This is a genomic window from Actinomadura darangshiensis (assembly GCF_004349235.1).
GTDB classification, from domain to species: domain Bacteria; phylum Actinomycetota; class Actinomycetes; order Streptosporangiales; family Streptosporangiaceae; genus Spirillospora; species Spirillospora darangshiensis.
In genome coordinates, this window is record NZ_SMKY01000081.1 from 1 (window position 1) to 14,831 (window position 14,831).

The 14,831-nt window shown below is 71.6% G+C and carries 15 protein-coding genes; 8 read left to right on the forward strand and 7 right to left on the reverse strand.

What is annotated here, in order from left to right; genetic code table 11:
* A partial coding sequence (locus E1293_RS19120; protein ID WP_165978293.1) for an AMP-binding protein occupies positions 1-806 on the reverse strand: 806 nt, incomplete at its 3' end.
* Complete coding sequence (locus tag E1293_RS19125) at positions 803-2,092, reverse strand: cytochrome P450 family protein (RefSeq protein ID WP_132198788.1); 1,290 nt, start codon at positions 2,090-2,092, stop codon at positions 803-805. The genes E1293_RS19120 and E1293_RS19125, both read right to left, overlap by 4 nt.
* 297 nt (positions 2,093-2,389) lie before the next feature.
* On the opposite strand from E1293_RS19125, the gene E1293_RS19130 reads away from it, so the two are divergent.
* From E1293_RS19130 to E1293_RS19140, 3 genes are all read left to right on the forward strand, one after another.
* Positions 2,390-4,348 carry a CRTAC1 family protein gene (locus E1293_RS19130; RefSeq protein ID WP_132198789.1) on the forward strand — a complete coding sequence of 653 codons (1,959 nt, stop codon included), beginning with the start codon at positions 2,390-2,392 and terminating at the stop codon, positions 4,346-4,348.
* Complete coding sequence (locus E1293_RS19135; protein WP_132198790.1) at positions 4,345-5,358, forward strand: hypothetical protein; 1,014 nt, start codon at positions 4,345-4,347, stop codon at positions 5,356-5,358. The genes E1293_RS19130 and E1293_RS19135 overlap by 4 nt, the downstream gene beginning before the upstream one ends.
* Before the next feature lie 267 nt (positions 5,359-5,625).
* Positions 5,626-6,633, forward strand: a complete 1,008-nt coding sequence (locus E1293_RS19140; protein WP_207938936.1) for an alpha/beta fold hydrolase — start codon at positions 5,626-5,628, stop codon at positions 6,631-6,633.
* Between the two features lie 64 nt (positions 6,634-6,697).
* On the opposite strand, the gene E1293_RS19145 is transcribed toward E1293_RS19140, so the two are convergent.
* Together E1293_RS19145 and E1293_RS19150 are read right to left on the reverse strand one after the other, a co-directional pair.
* Complete coding sequence (locus E1293_RS19145; protein ID WP_207938937.1) at positions 6,698-6,997, reverse strand: STAS domain-containing protein; 300 nt, start codon at positions 6,995-6,997, stop codon at positions 6,698-6,700.
* A 203-nt stretch (positions 6,998-7,200) separates the two neighbouring features.
* The gene (locus E1293_RS19150) at positions 7,201-8,055 is read right to left on the reverse strand and encodes a maleylpyruvate isomerase N-terminal domain-containing protein (RefSeq protein WP_132198791.1); all 855 of its coding nucleotides are present in this window, start codon (positions 8,053-8,055) and stop codon (positions 7,201-7,203) included.
* 69 nt (positions 8,056-8,124) lie between these two features.
* Here E1293_RS19150 and E1293_RS19155 point away from each other — a divergent pair, with 69 nt between their 5' ends.
* The 4 genes from E1293_RS19155 to E1293_RS19170 all read left to right on the forward strand — a co-directional run bounded on the left by E1293_RS19155 (position 8,125) and on the right by E1293_RS19170 (position 11,838).
* Positions 8,125-8,349: a tyrosine-type recombinase/integrase gene (locus E1293_RS19155; RefSeq protein ID WP_132198792.1), complete on the forward strand. Its 225-nt coding sequence runs from the start codon at positions 8,125-8,127 to the stop codon at positions 8,347-8,349.
* A gap of 536 nt (positions 8,350-8,885) precedes the next feature.
* Positions 8,886-9,782 (forward strand): alpha/beta hydrolase, encoded by an 897-nt coding sequence (locus E1293_RS19160; protein WP_132198793.1) that lies wholly within the window; start codon positions 8,886-8,888, stop codon positions 9,780-9,782.
* 54 nt (positions 9,783-9,836) lie between these two features.
* A complete protein-coding gene (locus tag E1293_RS19165) occupies positions 9,837-10,313 on the forward strand; it encodes a nuclear transport factor 2 family protein (RefSeq protein ID WP_132198794.1) in 477 nt (158 codons plus the stop codon).
* Positions 10,314-10,428: 115 nt separating this feature from the next.
* A complete protein-coding gene (locus E1293_RS19170) occupies positions 10,429-11,838 on the forward strand; it encodes an MFS transporter (RefSeq protein WP_132198795.1) in 1,410 nt (469 codons plus the stop codon).
* A gap of 18 nt (positions 11,839-11,856) precedes the next feature.
* Here E1293_RS19170 and E1293_RS19175 read toward each other — a convergent pair whose 3' ends face one another.
* Positions 11,857-12,780 carry a LysR family transcriptional regulator gene (locus tag E1293_RS19175; protein WP_132198796.1) on the reverse strand — a complete coding sequence of 308 codons (924 nt, stop codon included), beginning with the start codon at positions 12,778-12,780 and terminating at the stop codon, positions 11,857-11,859.
* A gap of 184 nt (positions 12,781-12,964) precedes the next feature.
* On the opposite strand from E1293_RS19175, the gene E1293_RS47545 reads away from it, so the two are divergent.
* Positions 12,965-13,738 carry a hypothetical protein gene (locus E1293_RS47545; protein ID WP_165978294.1) on the forward strand — a complete coding sequence of 258 codons (774 nt, stop codon included), beginning with the start codon at positions 12,965-12,967 and terminating at the stop codon, positions 13,736-13,738.
* A 155-nt stretch (positions 13,739-13,893) separates the two neighbouring features.
* On the opposite strand, the gene E1293_RS48635 is transcribed toward E1293_RS47545, so the two are convergent.
* Positions 13,894-14,313: a DUF6461 domain-containing protein gene (locus E1293_RS48635; RefSeq protein ID WP_341770200.1), complete on the reverse strand. Its 420-nt coding sequence runs from the start codon at positions 14,311-14,313 to the stop codon at positions 13,894-13,896.
* Positions 14,235-14,549, reverse strand: a complete 315-nt coding sequence (locus E1293_RS48640) for a hypothetical protein (RefSeq protein WP_207938939.1) — start codon at positions 14,547-14,549, stop codon at positions 14,235-14,237. The genes E1293_RS48635 and E1293_RS48640 overlap by 79 nt, the downstream gene beginning before the upstream one ends.
* Positions 14,550-14,831 lie beyond the last annotated feature (282 nt).

Below are 14,831 nucleotides of genomic sequence, written 5' to 3' on the forward strand. Positions count from 1 at the left end.
CCGCAGAGCAGCGCGCCGAGCACGCCGGGCCCGCCGAGGGTGAAGTTGTGCGCCACCGGCATCGCCGCGAGGAAGACGGTGCCGGGGCCGAACCGGCAGGCCGCGATCGCGTGGTCCATGCCGCAGCCGTAGTCGTCGTGGGTCCGCGGGATCAGCTTCGGCGTCCCGGTCGTCCCGCCGGACAGCAGGAACAGCGCGGCGGAGCGGGAGCCGGGCGGGTTCGCGTCGAGGGCCGCGCGCGCCGCGTCCGGGTCGGCGGCGGGCGCGCACAGGTCGCCGAGGTCCGAGCTGCCCGGCCGGGTACCGCCGCCCGCGACCAGCACGTGCCGGAGCGTGCCGCTCCGCGCCGCGATCGTGTGCGCCATCGTCTCGTGGTCGAAGCCCCTGAGGACGCGCGGGACGGCGATCGCGGCGGCGTCGGCGAGCTCGGCGACACCGCCCAGCTCGTGCTCGCGGTGCGACGGCAGCGCCATCACGGGGACGACCCCGAGCCGCAGGCAGGCCAGGGTGAGCACGACGAACTCCCACCGGTTGGGGAGCTGCACCACGATCCGGTCGCCGGGCCGCAGGCCGAGGTCGTGCAGCCGCCGCGCGGCGCCGTCGGCGCGCGCCCACAGCTCCCGGTGGGTGAACCAGACGGGGCCTTCGACCAGCGCGGTCGCGTCGGGCCGCGCGTCGGCGGCGGCGCGGAGCCGATGGCCGAGCGGGACGCCGCGCCAGAGCCCGGCGGCGGTGTAGCGGTCCGCGACGTCGTCCGGCCAGGGGACGAAGCCGTCGTCCACCGGTGCCGAGGCTGGAGTGGTCATGGGCGCGGCCCTGCTTTCTCTGCGAATCCGACGGGACGGGCGGCGCCGGCCGGGCGGTGCGGCGCCGCCTCGGGGCCGAGCACGACCGGCAGGGCGGTGAGCCCGTGCATGATGACGCTGGGGCGCCATTCCAGGCCGTCCGGCGGCTCGGCGAGGCGCAGCTCGGGGAAGCGGGCGAGCACGGCCCCGATCGCCACCTGGCCTTCGAGGCGGGCCAGGGGCGCGCCGATGCAGTGGTGGACGCCGTAGCCGAAGCCGAGCTGCGGATTGTCGGCGCGGGCGAGGTCCAGCAGGTCCGGGTCGGGGAAGCGGTCCGGGTCGCGGTTGGCGCCGAGCAGCGACACCAGCACGGTCCCCCCTTCGGGGATCGGCATCCCGGCGAGCTCCATGGGCTCCACGCAGTGCCGCAGCGCGATCTGGACGGGGCTCTCGTACCGCAGCGCCTCCTCCACGGCGGCGGGCAGCAGCTCCGGGTCGTCGCGGACGGCGCGCAGCCGGTCCGAGTGCGCCAGCAGCGCCAGCAGCCCGTTGCCGATCAGGTTGACGGTGGTCTCGTGGCCCGCGGTGAGCAGCAGGAACACCATTGAGGTCAGCTCGTCCGCGCTGAGCCGGTCGCCGCCGTCGTGCGCCGCGACCAGCGCCGACAGCAGGTCGGGGCGCGGCTCCCGGCGCTTGCGGTCCAGCAGCCCGCGGATGTAGCCGAGCATCTCGGCCGCCGTGGCGTCGAGCCGGTCGATCGGGAGCGCGTCGGTGGTGAGGGCGTCGGTCCAGCGGTGGAAGTCGTCGGAGTCCTCCTCCGGGATGCCGAACAGCTCGATCAGCACCCGGACGGGCAGCGGCAGCGCGTACGCGGCGAGCAGGTCGGCGGTACCGGCGCCGGCCGTGCCGGCCGTGCCGGCAGCGGCGACCGCGTCCAGCAGGCCGTCGGCGATGGCCTGCACGCGCGGGCGCATCGCCGCCATGCGGCGGCGGGTGAACGCGGGCGCCACCAGCCGGCGCAGCCGCGCGTGGTCGTCCGCTCCGGCGTTGAGCATGTGGCTGTTCATGGCGCGGCGCAGGTCCTCGGACATGCCGCGGCGGTTGCCGAGCGTCGCGGTCCGGCCACGCAGCCGCGGATCGGTGAGCGCCTGCCGCGCGGCGGTGAAGCCGACCACCATGTAGCCGGTCTCGCCGGACCGCAGAGTGATCGGGGTCACCGCGCCGTGCCCGCGCAGCAGCGCGTACCCGGCGTGCCGCCGCGCCGCGCCGGACAGCAGGAAGTCGGCGTTGTGCAGAACCTCGGTCATGAGGACGAGCGTCGGCCGCGGGCCGGCCGGGGCGCATCTTCCGGTGTGCGCAGCCGCCGGCGGGGCGGGAACCGGTCGCCGGCCGAGTAATTCGCGCCGGTTTTATGGGGGTCTGATAGCAATTCCGGAGATGCGGCTTTTCTTTCGGAAAGTGACGCTGGACGGGTCATGGCCGGCCGGTGCACGGGAAAACGCCGAACCGCCGCGCCCCGCAGAACGTTAGCTCCACGGCCCCGCACGGGGACCGTGCCGGGAAAGGACCCGAGAAAGGAAGCGATGTTCTTTTCGAGCGTGCGCATGCGAAGATCCGTTCCCGCCGCCACGGCACTCGTGCTGTTCCTCGTGCTGTACCTCGTCGCACGGACGCCGGGGCCTGCCGCCGGAGACGGCGACGCCACCGCCGGGAAGTACCGGTTCACCGCCATGCCGATCGCGATGCCGCCCGGCTACCGCCCGGTCCAGACGGTCCGGAAGGTGAACCCCGCCTACCACCACATCCGTTCGTGGATCTCCTCGGTCGGTGCCGCGATCGCCCTCAACGACCTCACCGGGCACGGCCGCGACGACGGCCTGTGCCTGGTCGACCCGCGCACCGACCAGGTCGTGGTGACCTACGCGCCGACCGCGCCGGCCGCCGACCGGTTCACCCCGTTCACCCTGGACCCGGCGCCGCTGCCGATGGACGCCGCGATGGCGCCGATGGGCTGCACGCCCGGCGACTACAACCAGGACGGGCGCACCGACCTGCTCGTCTACTACTGGGGCCGGACGCCGATCATGTTCCTCGCCCGAGCCGACGCCGGGTCGCCGTCCGCCGCGTCCTACCGCCCGGTGGAACCGGTGCCCACCGCGTCCCCCGACGGCCGCTACCACGGCCCGCGGTGGAACACCGACGCCGTCAACGTCGCCGACCTGGACGGCGACGGGCGCCCTGACGTCCACCTCGCCAACTACTTCCCCGACTCCGACGTGTTGGACCCGCACGGCCAGGCCAACGTGGTGATGAACTCCTCGATGTCCGACGCCAAGAACGGCGGCGGCACCCACGTCCTGCGCTGGTCCGGTGGCACGGCTGGGAAGGACCCCACGGTCTCCTACGTCGAGCAGCGCGGCGCCGTGCCGTTCGACGCCTCGACGGGCTGGACGCTCGCCATCTCCAGCGCCGACCTCACCGGTGACGGGAGGCCCGAGGTCTACGTCGCCAACGACTTCGGCAAGGACCACCTCTTCTACAACACCTCCACGAAGGGCCGCATCAGCTTCACCGAGGCGACCGGCCAGCGGACGCCCGCGACCGCGAAGTCCTTCGCGCTCGGCCACGACTCGTTCAAGGGCATGGGCGTCGACTTCGGCGACCTCGGCCGCACCGGCCGGTTCGACATCGTGGTCAGCAACATCACCGAGGCGTGGGGCCTGGAGGAGAGCAACCTCGTCTTCGTCAACCGGGCCCGCTCCGAGGCCGCGATGCGGCGCGCCCTCGCCCGCGGCGACGCGCCGTTCGACCAGCGCGCGCGGAAGCTCGGGATGGCCTGGACCGGCTGGGGCTGGGACGTCAAGAGCGGCGACTTCCTGAACAGCGGGCGGCTGGACGTCGTCCAGGCCGACGGGTTCGTCAAGGGGAAGATCAACCGCTGGCCGTGGCTGCAGGAGATGGCTATGAACAACGACGAGCAGTACACCAACCCCGCGATGTGGCCGCACGTGCAGCCCGGCGATGACGTCGCCGGCTCCGACACCCTCGCCTTCTACGCCCAGAAGCCCGGCGGGAGCTTCGTCAACGTCGGGAAGCGGCTCGGCCTGGACGTGCCGATCCCCACCCGCGGCGTCGCCACCGCCGACACCCGCGCGAACGGCGCCCTCGACTTCGCCCTGGCCCGGCAGTGGGGGCCGCCCGCCTTCTACGCCAACACCTCCCCGAACCTCGGCAACCGGCTCGGCCTGCACCTCTACCGTCCGGTCCCGGGCGCCAAGGCCGGCGCGAACCTGCAAGGCCCCGGCACGCCGGCCTACGGTGCGACGGTGCGGATCCAGACCCCCGCCGGCACGCAGATCTCCCAGCTCGACGGCGGCGGCGGGCACAGCGGCCGGCGCAGCTTCGAGGTCAGGTTCGGGCTGGGCTCCTACTCCGGCCCCGTCACCGCCCGCATCCGGTGGGCGGACCAGTCGGGCGCCCCGCACGACCAGACCGTCCGGCTGCCCCCCGGCGACCACACCCTCCTGCTCGGCAACGCGGTTGAGGAGGCTCCGAGCTCATGACCGCCATCACCCAGGCGGCCGATGGCACCCCCGTCGCCGCCCCGCCCGCGGCGGTCGCCGCCGCGGCGCGACCGCAACCCGACCCGCGCTACCTCGCCCTGCGCAACTTCGCCATCTCGATCACCGTCTTCAACATCCTCGGCTACACCGTGCTCGGCTTCGAGCAGCCATGGGCCTGGTTCCCGCTGGCCGTCCTCACCGGGTACACCACCGAGCTGGTCTTCGAGGTGATCAGCGCGCGGGCGGAGCGGCGCGCGCCGCGGTTCCTCGTCGGCGGGCTGCGCGGGCTCTACGAGTTCCTGCTGCCCGCGCACATCACCGCGACCGCCTGCAACATGCTGCTGTACGCCAACGACCAGTGGTGGCCGATCATGTTCGCCGTGGTCGTCGCCGTCGCGCAGAAGCACGTGTTCAAGGCCCCCGTGTACGGCCGCATGCGGCACTTCCTCAATCCGTCGAACACCGGCATCACCGTGACCCTGCTGCTGTTCGGCACCTGGGTCAGCATCGCCCCGCCGTACCAGTTCACCGAGTACGCCAACAGCGTCTTCCGGGTGCTGATCCCGGTGGTCATCGCGACGGCCGGCACCGTCATCAACGCGGTGCTGACCAAGCGGATCTTGCTCATCATGGGCTGGGCCGGCGGCTTCGCCATCCAGGCGCTGGTCCGGCACTGGATCTGGGACGTCGCTCTGTTCAGCGCCCTCGGCGTCATGACCGGCGTCGCGTTCATCCTGTTCACCAACTACATGATCAGCGACCCGGGCACGACGCCGTCCCGGGGGCGCGCCCAGTTCGTCTTCGGCGCCTCGCTGGCCGTCATCTACGCGATCCTGATGGTCGCCAACGTCGTCTACACGCTCTTCTACGCCACCACGATCCTGTGCGCGCTGCGCGGGCTCGGCTGGTGGGGCGCCCACCTGCTGCGCAAGCGCAGGGAGCGCCGGGCCGCCGCCGTCTCCGCCGTCGGGGAAGACCGCCGCGGCGACGAGATGAGCATGACGACCTGAGCACGACGACCGTCCCGGGCCGCGCCCGGGGACGCACCGCGGAGTCCAGCCGTGCCGGGCTCCGCGGTGCGTGTTCGGAGCCCCCGCCGGCGCCTCTTATTCCATATTGCTCTCCTCCTTTCCAGGACTTTCTGCGCGGCGCGGGCGCACATACGATCACCCGAGATGCCGATGGTGAGAAAAGTGATTCGAGCATCGGACCGCGCCGCGAATACCCGGCTCGATCGGCCTGGAATCGCGCTTCGCACGAAAGCGAAAGGAAAAGGCATGCCGAACCGGAGACAGCTCAAGGCGGAATGGACCCGCTGGTGGCGCCTCTGCGCCGCCTGCAGCGCGCTGGTGATGACGCTGGGGACCGGGGCCGCCGCCAGGGCCGGCGCGGACACCGCCTCCTCGCCCGGCGGCCTGACGGGCTTCCGCGAGGGCACCGTCAGCGTGGACGGCGGCTCCCTGCACTACGTGAAGGGCGGGTCGGGCCCGGCCCTGGTGCTCCTGCACGGCTGGCCGGAGACGTGGTTCGAGTGGCGCCAGGTGATGCCCGACCTGGCCGGCACGCACACGGTCATCGCCTTCGACCTGCCGGGCCTGGGCGGCTCCAGCGTGCCGGACGGCGGCTACGACGCGGTCCGCACCGCCGCCCGGATCCACGAGGGCGCCGCCAAGCTCGGCTACTCGAAGGTGTCCATCCTCGCCCACGACCTCGGCGCGCTCGTCGCCTACCCCTATGCCCGCAACTTCGCCGCCGACGTCGATCGCATGGCCGTGCTGGAGACGCCGCTGAACGGCTTCGGGCTGGAGAACGCCTACGGCGTCAGCTGGCACCTGCTGTTCAACCAGACGGCCGCGCCGGTGCCGGAGAACCTCATCAACGACACGGCGCACGTGAAGACCTACCTCGGGTGGCTGTTCAGCTCCGCCCGCCACCCCGGCGCCATCGCCCAGAGCGCGTACGTCCACTCCTACAGCGACGCCGACCACCGCGGCGCCGGCTTCGACTACTATCGGGCGTTCCCGACCAACGCCACGGACAACCAGAAGCTGGCCGCGGAGAAGGTCACCCTTCCCGTCCTGGCCATGGGCGCGCAGTACACCTTCGGCCCGGCGGTCGCGCAGTCGTTCGGCGCCGTCGCGACCGACGTCCGCCAGGTGGTCGCCCCCGACTCCGGCCACTGGATCCCCGAGGAGAACCCGGCCTTCCTGAACCAGTGCGCGAACCTGTTCTTCGGTTCCGGCGCCACGTCCACCGACCCGTCCCTGGAGGGCTGCAACCCCTGACACCGCGGCGTACGAGGGCGGCCGGGACGTCCCGGCCGCCGTTGCGCGTGCCGCGGCCGGACGCTCAGGCGCCGTCCGCGCCGTCCAGGGCCAGCACGGAGAGGAAGCCGGTCAGGGACAGCAGCGACAGCAGATCCGGGCCGGCGCCGCGGAACCGGAGCCGGTGCCCCCGCCGCCGCGCGGTCAGATGCAGCCGCAGCAGCGCGTCGACGGTGACCATGTCCGGGTCCGTGACGGTCACGACGTCGCAGTAGGCGGGGCGCGGCTCGTCCGGGTCCAGCGCGGCGGCCAGCGAAGCGCACAGCCTGGGAACGTCGCCGCGGCTCAGCGACGGGCCCAGCGCGAGGACGAACGGCTCCGTCACGGCGCCTCGAAGCGGACGGCGGGCCACGATCCGGGCGGTCGGTTCATGAGACCCATACTTCGGCAGCGCGCCCGGCGACGTCTTCTCGCAGCGTGCTCTCTCAGCGGCCGCCGCGACGGCCCGCGCCCCGGAAGCCCGCGCCCCGGAAGCCCGCGCCGCGCGCCCGTCCGGGCCGACGCACCGGCACCGCCCGTCCGGGCCGTTCAGCTCGGCACGCGGAACGTCCGGAGGAAGACCGGGAGCAGCCAGGGACGGCGCCCGCCGACCTTCAGCCGTCCGCTCGCCACCGTCCCGAGCCGGCTCGCCCGCCCGAACATCATCATCGACATGGCGAGCGGATCGAAGGTGAGCCGGACGTCGGGCGCCGACCCTGGCGGTTCGAGGCTCACGCGGCCGTCCTGGAGCACCAGCGTGGCCGGAGCGACGCCCTCGGGACGGAACTCCACCGCGATCCGCCGCGGTCGCGGCCGCCGGCCGCCGTCCAGCAGCCGCGCCGCGCCGTGCCGGGCCAGTCCGAAGATGAACATCTCGAAGAACGGCGCCGCCTCCGCCGCGTCCGGCCGCCAGTCCCGCCCGACGGCGGCGCCCAGGTCGTGGCCGTGCAGCAGCAGCTCATTCTGCAGGTGCGCGAACAGGCCCGGGACGGGCAGGCTGGATCCGCCCGCCCAGGTCACCGTGTCGTCGGCGGCGCCGTCCGCGCTCGCGGCCGTCATCGCCGCGACCTGGTCGCGCAGCATTCCCGCGAGCACCTTGGGGTCGCGTTCCGGGAGCGCGGCGAGCACGAGGCCGTTCAGTTCGTTGATGCCGTCCACGTTGGCGGCCCGCAGCCGGTCGAGCAGACCGGGCACCGGTAGCGCGGGGACGTCCGCGCCGAGGAGCGCGGCGTCCAGCCAGGCGACCCCGGCGACGTGCGCCATGACCTCGCCGACCGACCAGCGTCCCACGGCCGTCGCGCCGGGGGAGCGGGCGGACGACGCCAGGTCCGCGAACCGCTCGGTGATCTCCTCCAGCGAGCGGCGGACCGCCTGCCACCGTTCCTCGCCTGTGGACGCGCTCATACCGTCCCCCAAGGGCGTTGGGAATGCGATCACGCCGCGCCTTCGCGCGAAGAGTACACGTCCGGAAGGATGGTCGCCACAGCCGTCCGGCGGGGTTGCTCGGCGACCGGGAGGCCGCTGGACGCCGCGAACGGGCGGCGGGGGTTCCGGCTCATCACAAGGAAGGCGGGAATCGGGGAGTCCTGGTCGCCGCGCGAGCTGCGTCACTCGTTCGTCTCGATCATGAGTGACGGCAGAGTGCCCATCGAGGCGATCGCCGATCTGTGCGGGCACTCCTCCCCGACCCACCGCTGATGGGCGTCGGCGATCTCGTCCCACAGGCGCCGGGGCCGTGCTGCCGCACCTGGTGAACGCCCCCGGTGCCGGTGCGGCACAACGCCAGGACGCGGCGCCGACCGTGCGCAGCGCCTTTGGACTTGTCGCCGTGCTTGCCCATCGCGACTTCCCTCCTGTCTCGTCTGGCTGAAACTGGGGCCTGCGGCAGTAAGTAGGCCTGGTGCCGATTCTGGGGCGGGAATTGTCCGGGGGGATCACGGGTGACCTCAGGTCAGAGTCCGTGCGCCGGGGGGAAGCTCAGTTCTTTGCGGCTGGAGTATTAGCCGCGTTAAACGGGCGTTGATAGATCGGGCGTTGCCGGGTCGGAGCGTCGACTGCCAGCGTGTTGAGGGCGGCGAGTGGGCGATGCGGCCCGCCCATCGACGCGGGCCGGCCGCGAGGTCCATGAGGCGTGCACGAGCGAGGGCCTCCTCGCTGTCCGGCCGCACTGTCCCGTCGCGCGACGGCCGATAGTCGACGCGCCACACAACTTTCTACTTCGAAGGAGTCTCGACATGCACCTACCAGAGCAGGTCGCCTTCGCCGGTGATGCGGCCAAGCTCACCGGTCACCTGTTCTTGCCCGACAGTGCCCGCTCCGGCGCCGCTCCCGCGCCGGGGGTGGTGGTCGCCGGGACCTGGACGAGTGTCAAAGAGCAGATGGCCGACCGGTACGCTGAGCAACTGGCCCGCCGCGGTTTCGCGGCGCTGTCGTTCGACTTCACCGGATACGGCGAGTCGGAGGGTGAGCCGCGCGACCTGGAGTCCCCGCAGTTGAAGGTCCAAGACCTGCGGGCGGCGGTCGACTTCCTGGCCGGGCATCCGGAGGTGGCGGATGGGCCCCTGGGCGCGTTGGGCGTGTGTGCTGGCGCGATGGACGTGAGCGCTCTGGCCGCCGGGGACGTGCGGGTGGGGTCGCTCGCCCTGGTGGCGCCGTGGCTGCACGACCGCCATATCTGCGAGGAGAACTACGGCGGCGCGGTGGGCGTCGAGGCGAAGAGGGCGGCGGCCGCCGCGGCCCGGCGCCGGTACGAGGAGACCGGCGAGGTCGTCTACGTGCCGGTGGTCAGCGGTAGCGACCCGGATGCGGCCATGCCGTTCGACATCGACTTCTACCTCAGCCCGCAGCGCGGCGGGATTCCGCAGTGGCCCAACCGGTTCGCCGTCATGGCATGGTCCGGGTGGCTGGACTTCGACGCGATCGCGCTCGCGCCGAAGATGAACGCACCCGTGCTGCTGGTGCACAGCCAGGACGCCGCCATCCCGGACGGCGCGCGCCGCTTCCACGACGGCCTGGCGGGGCCCAGGGAGTTCCTGTGGACCGAGGGAACGCAGTTCGACTTCTACGACCAGTCGCCGCAGGTGGGCCTGGCCGCTGACGCGGCGGCCGAGCACTTCGCCCGCACGCTGTGAGCGTCCGGTACCTCCGACCGCACCTGCTTCGCACTGACAGGAGTCCTCTTTCCCATGCCCGAGTCGACTGAGGCCACCGCACCGCCCCTGTCCGAGAACCGGATCGAGATCGTCGAGACCTGCACCCGGATGGTGGTGCACGCGGACCGCCGCGAGTGGACGCTCCTGTGCGGGCTGTTCGCCGACAAGGTGCTCCTGGACTACACCAGCCTCAACGGCGGCGAACCGGTCCGGCTCACGCCTCAGGAGATCGTTGATGCCTGGGCGGCGACGCTCGGCGGTTTCGACGCCACCCAGCATCTGATCGCCAACCACCTGGTGCACATCAAGGGGGTTCGTGCCGTGTGCACCGCGTCGTTCCAGGCCACGCACCGCCTCGCCACCCCGCATGGGGCTCCGCTGTGGACACTCGGCGGCGACTACCGCTGGGATCTGACCCGCACCGGCGGCCGATGGCTGATCGCCTCGGTGACGATGACGGCGACCTGGGGCGACGGCAACAAGGAGCTGCCCGTACTGGCAGCAGGCTGACCGCACGCGCGCGCCGCGTGCCGGGGGTTTGCCTCATCCCGGCACGCGGCTTTCCGCCGCGCCCCGGTTCCAAGCCTCGATCGCACACCTCTCTGAACGTTCCAGGAGTGCCCTGATGAACTCCCTGTCCAAGATCTCCGTCGCCGACCGGCCCCCGGTGCCTGGGCCGGCTCGGAGCGGATCCCCGGTCGTGCTCGGCACCGCGCTGCTGGGCTTCTTCCTCATTTCGCTGGACGCATTGATCGTCACCGTCGCGCTGCCCGACATCGGACGCGGCCTCGGCAGCGGCATGTCCGGCCTGCAGTGGGTGGTGGACGGATACGCGCTGATCTTCGCCGCCCTGATGCTGTCGGCCGGTGCGCTGTCCGACCGCATCGGGGCGCGGCGGGCGTTCGGCGGTGGGCTGGTGCTGTTCGCCCTGGCCTCGGCCGCGTGCGGGTCCGCTCCCGGGCTAGACGTGCTGGTGGCCGCGCGGCTGGTGCAGGGGGCGGCGGCAGCGGTGATGCTGCCGGCGTCTTTGGCGCTGGTCCGGCAGAGCTTCCCTGACCAGGCGCAGCGGGCGCGGGCGATCGCCGTCTGGACGGTGGGCGGCGCGGTCGCGGTGGCGGCCGGGCCGGTGCTCGGCGGGGTGCTCACCGCGTCGGTGGGCTGGCGTTGGATCTTCTTCGTCAACCTGCCGGCGAGCCTGCTGGCGCTGGTCCTGTTCACCCGGGTGCCTGCCTCGCCTCGGGTACCCGCGCGACTGGACGTGATCGGGCAGGTGACGGCGGTGGTCGCGATGGGCGCGCTCACCTATGGCGTGATCGAGGGCGGGGCCCATGGCTTCGACGGGCAGCTGGTGGTCGCGTCGCTGCTGGTGGCCGTAGCCGCGGTAGCCGCCTTCCTCCTCGCGCAGGCCAGGGGCACGTATCCGATGCTCCCGCTGCCGCTGCTCCGCTCGCCCGTGGTGGCGGTGTCGCTGCTGGTCGGCTTCATGCTCAATGCCGCCTACTACGGCGGGGTGTTCGTTTTCAGCCTGTACTTCCAGCAGGAGCGCGGGCAGTCGGCGCTGTACACCGGCCTGCTGTTCATTCCGATGACGGCGCTGATCGCAGTGGTGAACCTGGCCTCGGCGAGGCTGGCCGGGCGGTTCGGTCCGCAGGTGCCGATCGTGGCAGGACTACTGCTCGGGACGGCCGGGCTGATGGCGTTGACCAGGATCGGCGCGCACACCGATGTGTGGGCGGTGGCGGTGCTGATGGTGCCGGTCGGCCTCGGCGGGGCGCTCGCGGTGCCGGCGCTGACCGCGTTGCTGCTCGACGCGGTGCCCGCCGACCGGGCGGGCACCGCCTCCGCCGTGCTCAACACCGCCCGCCAGGTCGGCGGGGCGCTCGCGGTGGCGGTCTTCGGGGCGCTGCTGGCGGGGGCGAGCACGTTCCTGGCCGGAATGCGGTGGAGCATGCTGCTCGCGGCGGCCGGGCTCGTGCTGACGGCGGGCGCGGCGCTGACGCTGCCGCGAGGCGGGCACCGGCGCGAGCAGGCGTGAGACTCCGGTGGTAGTCGGCTACGAGGGAGCGGAGTGCCGATCCACCGAGCGACCAGCCGTATGAGGGGCGAACTCGACGACGGTCCGCACGAAATTCCGGAGCCCGACGGTGTCGCCCGCGCCGCGCCACATGAGCGCATAGTCAACGAGCGGTGCGCCATCGAACGGGACATAGACGACATCGGGTCGACCGTGATACCGACCCGCACAGACGGTGGTCACCGTGGCCCCCTGGCCCGCCCCGACCAGTGAGAGTATCTCCTGCCATCCGGCAGCGGCCGCTCCATGCCTGATCGGGTGGCCCTGGGGCGTGCGGCGCGGGAAATGAGCTTCGCGCCAGGCCGGGGGGATCCCTGCAGCCGTGATCAGCGGCAGGACCGCAAGATCCTCCAACGACACCGTCTTCCGTGCCGCCAGGGGGTGGTCGGCGGGCACGGCAAGGGCCCGGATGTCAGAGAACACAAGGGGGCCCACGATGATCGCCGGATCTTCGATGGGAAGCGCGGCGACCACCAGATCGACATCCTCCCCCTGCAACGTCGCGATGGCCGCGTTGTAGGTCACTGCGTGCGGCTCGACGGTGCATCGGGGATGGCGCGAGTTGAACGCCTCGGCCGCCCGCATGATGAGGGCACCCGACCATGGGGTGGTGAAGCCCACGCGCAGTGCACCGCTGATTCCCACGAAGGCCGCCGCCGCGTTGTCGATCGCACGCTGCATCTGCTGATGCGCAGGCTGCAGCTCCGCGTACAACTGCCGGCCGACCGGGGTGAGGGCCACGTGGTGGCTGCTGCGCTCGAACAGCGCGCCGCCGAGACGACGCTCCAGTTTCTTGATCGTCTGGCTGACCCGGCCCGGGGAGACGAGCAGGCGTTCAGCGGTGCGCGTGAAGTTGAGTTCCTTGGCCAAAGTCAAGAACGTTTCGATCTCATACCGCTCCACCGGACCCCAAACCTCCAGCCTTTCCCCCGCCGACCGGACCGCCCAAACCTGAGCAGCGGAGCACCGTCCCTGCCGAACCGCTTGCGGATTCTTTCACCAGGGTCTTGTGGACGACGCCGACCGAGACCTTGTCGACGGCCGCGATGGTGCGGCTGGACTCGCCGCCCTGACGGAGGGCGGCGAGGTGGACGAAGCGATCGCCTACGCGCAGACGGCCGACCGGCTGTTCTCGGCCGCGTCCGACAACGACTTCGCCGACTGCCTGGACTGCTTCGCCTGGCTGGTGTTCGCCGAGTGCTCCCTCGGCATGTACGACGAGGCGACCGCGGTCGGCCGCGACCTGCGCTCGCAGGAGGTGCTGGCCTACGGGCCCAACTGGCGGCCTGAGGTGGGCCGCGCCGAACTGGCCGCCGAGCTCGCGCACGCCGCCGCCGGCGACCGCCCCCAGGCCCGGGAGCGGCTGCGCGCCGCCGCGGAGGTCTTCGAGTCGTGCGGGATGAAGGGGCTGCACGCGCAGGACGTCCGCGAGCAGCGCCGCCTCGGCATCCGGGTCCCCTCCGCCAGGACGCCCGCGGCCGCCGCGAAGAGCCGCGAGGACCTGCCGTTCGGGTTGTCGCCGCGCGAGCACGTGCCCGGGGCAGCAGCCGCGACAACGCGGCCGGCAGGACCCGATCGGCCGGCTGGAGAGCAGGACGGTTCACCTGCCTCCGCAACACCGCAAGCGGATGACGTAACACCAAGATCTCGACGTCCTTGGCCGCGTCCCCGCGGAATCGAAGCGGCAGCACGCCCAACGAGTTGCGCGCCAGGTCGTACAACAGCGACCACACCAATGGCGCTTCAGCCTGCCCGACCGCGGCATGATCCCGCCGGGAAACCAGCAGGTCACCCCCCGAACCGGGGTAATGAAGCCCCACACGCTATCGACCTGCACATCCTTGAGGTGCGGGAAGAGTAGATCGATGCAGCAGGGGTTCTCGCCCGTGCGGGCATGCAGCACAATGACCTCGCGGCCGCTCGTAGGGATCAGTTCCGGGATGAACAAGATCCTGACGATGCGGCCGCACCTATGTGCGGGTTGTTAATCAACTGCACCTCTGAGGTCCCCAGGACTCAAACCATAGGCCCCACGAGCATCGGGCGGCCGAGCATATCCGGCGTGAACGACACCCCGGTGGCCTTCGCCGCCAAGGCGAAGCCCCTTGGCACGGCGCTGTCGTAGTTGTCCTCCCAGGCGGCGTCCCACGCGGCCTCATTCTCCGGCTTGTCCAGCCCCATGCCCAACTCCAGCATGAAGCCGTTGAGCCGGTCAGGGTCGGAGCCGTAACGCTCGTACGGATGCCGCAGCCGGTACCCGGTGACGATCGTGCCATCGATCGCGTACTCGAAGCTGTGCTCGGCGGCGTAGTCGTGCCGGGTAACCGCCAGCACCTCGCAACCCCGCGACAGCTTGGTCACCACCTCGTGGAGCGTGACCATCCAGCCGTAGGGCTCAATGGCCACGCACCACTCGCCGGCCTTGAAGACGCCCACGTAGCCGCCGCCATCCCGCCTATTGTCTCGTTGACGAACTCGTAGGCCTTCTCGTCGAGTCCGCCAAAGTCCGACTCCTCACCGGAGTGCTCGCCGCAACTGAAGCGGCGCACCACCTCCGCTGGGTCGAGCCCGTGGAAGAAGGCCACGCTGAAGATCACGCCCAGTAGGCCGCCAGCCTCGTTCTCGGACTCGCTGAGCCACTGGAACGGGGCCAAAAGGTCGGTTGTCGTCATGCCGGCCATGGTGGCAAGCCGTGCCGACAAGCGGCCGAGATTGACCAGCCCGATGGTTACGCCGGTGACAAGCGGCTCTGGATCACAGTCCGTGACCGCTTCACGGACTTTGAGTCAGATCTTGAGAAGCAGGAACATTTGTGCGTCGGTTTGAGCGACGGTTGCGGGTTCGCGTAGGCGGCGATGTTGATGAGATTCAGCGGCGGTGAAGTGTCGATGGATAGGTGAAGGCTCTCTTCTCCCGAACGTGACCCCGGCCGCACGGTAGGGCCTGCCGATCCC

What these genes read in the sequence shown, in the direction of transcription:
- E1293_RS48640 (WP_207938939.1), bottom strand. Translation starts at nt 14,549, where the DNA reads ATGACGACAACCGACCTTTTGGCCCCGTTCCAGTGGCTCAGCGAGTCC.
- E1293_RS19155 (WP_132198792.1), top strand. Translation starts at nt 8,125, where the DNA reads ATGGTCGCCACAGCCGTCCGGCGGGGTTGCTCGGCGACCGGGAGGCCG.
- E1293_RS19125 (WP_132198788.1), bottom strand. Translation starts at nt 2,092, where the DNA reads ATGACCGAGGTTCTGCACAACGCCGACTTCCTGCTGTCCGGCGCGGCG.
- E1293_RS19130 (WP_132198789.1), top strand. Translation starts at nt 2,390, where the DNA reads ATGCGAAGATCCGTTCCCGCCGCCACGGCACTCGTGCTGTTCCTCGTG.
- E1293_RS19170 (WP_132198795.1), top strand. Translation starts at nt 10,429, where the DNA reads ATGAACTCCCTGTCCAAGATCTCCGTCGCCGACCGGCCCCCGGTGCCT.
- E1293_RS19160 (WP_132198793.1), top strand. Translation starts at nt 8,886, where the DNA reads ATGCACCTACCAGAGCAGGTCGCCTTCGCCGGTGATGCGGCCAAGCTC.
- E1293_RS19150 (WP_132198791.1), bottom strand. Translation starts at nt 8,055, where the DNA reads ATGAGCGCGTCCACAGGCGAGGAACGGTGGCAGGCGGTCCGCCGCTCG.
- E1293_RS19135 (WP_132198790.1), top strand. Translation starts at nt 4,345, where the DNA reads ATGACCGCCATCACCCAGGCGGCCGATGGCACCCCCGTCGCCGCCCCG.
- E1293_RS19140 (WP_207938936.1), top strand. Translation starts at nt 5,626, where the DNA reads ATGCCGAACCGGAGACAGCTCAAGGCGGAATGGACCCGCTGGTGGCGC.
- E1293_RS19165 (WP_132198794.1), top strand. Translation starts at nt 9,837, where the DNA reads ATGCCCGAGTCGACTGAGGCCACCGCACCGCCCCTGTCCGAGAACCGG.